2 protein-coding genes and 1 pseudogene are annotated in these 2,381 nt (G+C 48.0%); all 3 read right to left on the reverse strand.

Annotation, left to right across the window (positions count from 1 at the left end; translation table 11 throughout):
- Positions 1-32: 32 nt before the first annotated feature.
- The 3 genes and pseudogenes from tnpC to tnpA all read right to left on the reverse strand — a co-directional run bounded on the left by tnpC (position 33) and on the right by tnpA (position 2,301).
- Positions 33-1,574, reverse strand: a pseudogene (gene tnpC, locus M9196_RS23130) (IS66 family transposase).
- Positions 1,575-1,633: 59 nt separating this feature from the next.
- A complete protein-coding gene (gene tnpB / locus M9196_RS23135; RefSeq protein WP_250619860.1) occupies positions 1,634-1,987 on the reverse strand; it encodes an IS66 family insertion sequence element accessory protein TnpB in 354 nt (117 codons plus the stop codon).
- Complete coding sequence (tnpA, locus tag M9196_RS23140; RefSeq protein ID WP_250619861.1) at positions 1,984-2,301, reverse strand: IS66 family insertion sequence element accessory protein TnpA; 318 nt, start codon at positions 2,299-2,301, stop codon at positions 1,984-1,986. The genes tnpB and tnpA overlap by 4 nt, the downstream gene beginning before the upstream one ends.
- Between the last annotated feature and the right edge of the window lie 80 nt (positions 2,302-2,381).

Genomic DNA, 2,381 nt, shown 5'->3' on the forward strand with positions numbered 1-2,381 from the left:
GTATCCGCCCCATGAACCCACGGGGCGACTTATCAGTGTTTGAAGTTCCAAGGTAGGAGTGCGTCGATATCAGGCTCTTCTTTCGCCAGCTCTTTCATGCACTTGACCATGTAGTCGTAGAGAATAAGGCCGTTGGCTTTCGCGGTCTCGATGATGCTGTAAAGCATCGCGCTCGCATCAGCACCGTTTGGTGTATTAGAGAACAGCCAGTTCTTCCTGCCAATGACCAGCGGTTTAATTGCGCGTTCAGCGCGATTATTATCGATAGATAAGTGGCCATCGTCGATATAACGAATGAGTTTAGGCCATTGCCCGAGCGTGTACTTTATCGCTTTGCCTAGTGGGCTAGAGCCTATCACCTTCTGGGTTGTCATCCATTGGTAAAGCTCATCCAGTATCGGCTTGGCATACGCTTGACGCTCTGCTTTTCGCTCTTCGGCAGGCACTCCTTTCAAGCGTGATTCTATCCCGTAGAGTTTTTGGATTTTAGCCAGCGCTTTATCAGCCTTGCCCGATTTACCTTTCCCTTGAAGCTTCTTCGCATCCATGAACTTGCGACGAGCATGCGCTAAGCACCCCACATTGGTGACTTGGTGCAGTCCATCATAGGCCGCGTAGCCATCGGTTTGTAGATAACCGTTGTAGTCACCTAAAAAGTCCACGGGACACGCCCTCGCGCGACTGTTTTGATAGTCGTACAAGGCGATGTTTTTCACATTCGGCAGTGCCGCTTCGGGCGAGTCAGCGCCTGAGCAGTAGAGCCACATATAACACTTCTTCTCTTCCTTGAGCACATTGAGCGGCGTTTCATCTGCTTGAACCACCACTTGTTGAAGTAGGTGCTCCTTCAAGACGGCATACAGCGGGGCGAACCTCTCGCTGACTTGGATAACCCACCTTGCCATGGTAGTGCGTGATAACTCGATACCCGACTGGTTAAACAGCGATTCTTGGCGATAAAGTGGCATCGCGTACTGGTATTTGCCAAGAATGATGTTGGCCAGCAAGCTTTCTGTGGCGAAGCTTTTAGGGATGATACTCTGAGGGGATGGCTTCTGAACGATATGGCTGCTGTCGCCTGTTTTCTCGCACTGGCGGCAAGCGTACTTAGGGCGAACATATTCCAACACCTTGAGTACCGCAGGCGTGAACTCTAGCTTCTCGCTGCGGTCTTCACCGATTTTATGCAGGCCATGATTACAACAAGAACACTGCTTTTCATGGTCGTCTAAATCGAGTTAGATAACCTCACGAGGTAAGGTCTTAGGCAGAGGTTTTCGTTTACCGCGCTTTTTCGTTGTGGTCGTCGTTGTTACCTCAACCTCTTCTTCCTTAACGGCTTCACATTCCGCTTCGTTGAAGAGGTCACCTTGTGATTCATCGTAAGGCTTTAACGCCTCCGAGCGTTTCGCGAACTGGCGATCGAAGGCGAGTTTGAGTTGTTCAAGCAGCGATTGGCGCTCTTGTTTCCATTGCGATTCCTTCTGCTCTTGCGAGAGCATCAGGGCTTTCACCATCGCTTGTAGCTCGGCAATATCTTGGCTTTCTGGGTTTATATCTGGCGTCTTTTTCATGGCATTGATTATACTAAAATCTCGCCGTTAACGCTTGGCTAATAAGGCTTTATTCTCGATTAACTCATTGTAAAATCGTTTATTTTGATGGGTTCATGGCCGATAATTGTGAAGCCTGAAAGCAGTCTATCAAGCTCAAATTGAGTGAGGGTAAACACCTGATTGTTCTCTTTTGAAGGCCACTTATACTTGGCTTTTTCGAGGCGTTTATACCAGAGGGCGAAGCCTGTTTTATCCCAGTACAACACCTTAATCTTATCGCGCTGTTTATTGGTAAACAGGAATAGCGCACCGCTGCCAAGAGGTAAGTCCGTGTCATTTTCGATAATCGCTGCAAGACCATTGATGGACTTTCTAAAATCGACGCTTTCACGATAAAGGTAAATGTTTGGAGCGCTGAGCATACCTTTCATGACAACGCTCCAATGAGTTCAGCAAGATAGGTGACTGGCGTACCTTGAGGAATGCTCAGCTCCACATCATTGATGAGAAGTGTCATGTTAGCCGTAGCTATCTTCGCCTGATACTTGGTTGTCTTTTCGACGATTTCGGCTTTAACAAATCCGACAGATTCCGATGGGTTTGCTGTTTGGAATTGACGCCGTTTGGCAAAGAACGTGGATAAACTCAGTCCATGCTCTTCACAAAAAGCGCGTTGGGTAACACTGCTGCTTTCATATTGCTCAAACAGTGATTGCCATTCTAGGTTGGTGCGTCGTTTTGCCATTTCAACTCTCCTTTGGGTTGGAGATATGATCTTATTCTTCGTGCTGAAAGATTAGAATGCGGGGTTCGTGGTGCGCTTAC

The organism is Vibrio methylphosphonaticus (assembly GCF_023634655.1).
Lineage (GTDB): Bacteria > Pseudomonadota > Gammaproteobacteria > Enterobacterales > Vibrionaceae > Vibrio > Vibrio methylphosphonaticus.

What these genes read in the sequence shown, in the direction of transcription:
- tnpB (WP_250619860.1), bottom strand. Translation starts at nt 1,987, where the DNA reads ATGAAAGGTATGCTCAGCGCTCCAAACATTTACCTTTATCGTGAAAGC.
- tnpA (WP_250619861.1), bottom strand. Translation starts at nt 2,301, where the DNA reads ATGGCAAAACGACGCACCAACCTAGAATGGCAATCACTGTTTGAGCAA.